The sequence below is a fragment of the Cupriavidus basilensis OR16 genome (assembly GCF_000243095.1).
GTDB lineage: Bacteria > Pseudomonadota > Gammaproteobacteria > Burkholderiales > Burkholderiaceae > Cupriavidus > Cupriavidus basilensis_D.
Genome location: NZ_AHJE01000293.1, coordinates 1 through 1,398 on the forward strand (window position 1 = coordinate 1; position 1,398 = coordinate 1,398).

Sequence of the window (1,398 nt, forward strand, 5' to 3'; positions counted from 1 at the left end):
ACACTGACATTTGAATTTAGGCATATCTTAACCTCCATTTTTCGGTCTATCAAATCGGACAAAAGATCCGTTTGAATTTTGGAATAGAATTGTATTTATATTCTGCGTATTTGATTTCCCCCACGTACGAGCAGCAATCGAAGCCATGTCCTCGTGTGACAAATCAGCCTGTACGATGACTCCATTTCCCTGGCCCGCCTTCTTTTCTATGTTCTTGACGATATTTGATGGTGCCAAGTTCTCCGGAGTATAGACGTCAATTTGCCCTACACCGCTTACAGACAGGTCTGCAGTTCGTACCCCGGATACTCCTTGCGAAGACGCCGTAGCTTGATGAGCGACGTCGTACCCCAAATTAGCTAAACCTTGCCCCGCCCGAAGCTCATTTGCATCGGGGGTAGCTCCTGGCTGGACGCTCACTTTGCCGCTGTTTGCGGCAGTTGATTGCGGAGAACCATTGTCTCCGGAATTGAAGATCAACCCAAGCCCGTGAACAACATTCGCCGGCAACGAAATTATCTCCGCCACGACGCTCGTGATCGGATTGGCGAGTGGCGCCGTCGTGTGCTTTTCAGACTGGTCAGGTGTACCAGTTAGCGTGGCTTCATTCTTGTCAGCCAGCTTCCCCGGCGTCTGGAATGGCTTCTGTACCAGCGCGGGCGTCCACATTGGCGGCATCGGCGCTGGCGCAGCGAGTTGATTGTTTTCCACCTCAAACGTCGCCGCGTTCGTCGCCGTGGTGGCGTTCACGCCGCTCGCGCCCGCCACACCCGCCACTAGGCTCTGCACTAGGTTCTCGCGCGCCTGCTTCTCCTGCGCCGACATCTTGTCGGTCGGCGCCAGCAGGCTGCCAAGTACGGAACTAGCCGCCGCGCCCATCGCTCCGGCACCGCATGCCTGACTGGCCAGCGCCGCGCCAGCGCAACCAACAATGGCATGCAGTGCCGCCCGGGCGCTTTCGGCTTCCGGTGTGCCTTTGCCCAGGGAATCGGCCATTGCCTTGACCTGGCCAGCCGCCAGCCCCTGGATGTACCCCACCGCTGCGCCCTGCGCGAACTGCCCCGCCGAACCAGTCACATTGCCACCAGCCGCAGCCGTCAGCGCGGTCATGACCTGACGATATGAGCCGCCTTGTCCCCACTTGGCTGCGTCGTCCGCCCGCTGCTGTGCCTCCGCCCGCCGCTCAGGTGTTGCGCTTGGGTCTTTGGCGACCGCTTCGGCCGCCTTCTTGGCCGCCTCCGCCTCTTTCGCCCGGTTGTTCAGGAACGCCCCGGTTTCCCGCTGCAACGCCCCCACGATCTCGAACCCCGCTTTGATCTCCTTCTCGTTAAAAATCGGCTTCAACGCATTCGCGCCATCCTGGCCGGTGAACACGTCGCGATTGAGCGTGGCCAACCG

General features: G+C 59.3%; 1 protein-coding gene. It reads right to left on the reverse strand.

The window, feature by feature from the left end:
- Positions 1 to 27 precede the first annotated feature (27 nt).
- A partial coding sequence (locus tag OR16_RS47075; protein WP_006164919.1) for a VENN motif pre-toxin domain-containing protein occupies positions 28 to 1,398 on the reverse strand: 1,371 nt, incomplete at its 5' end.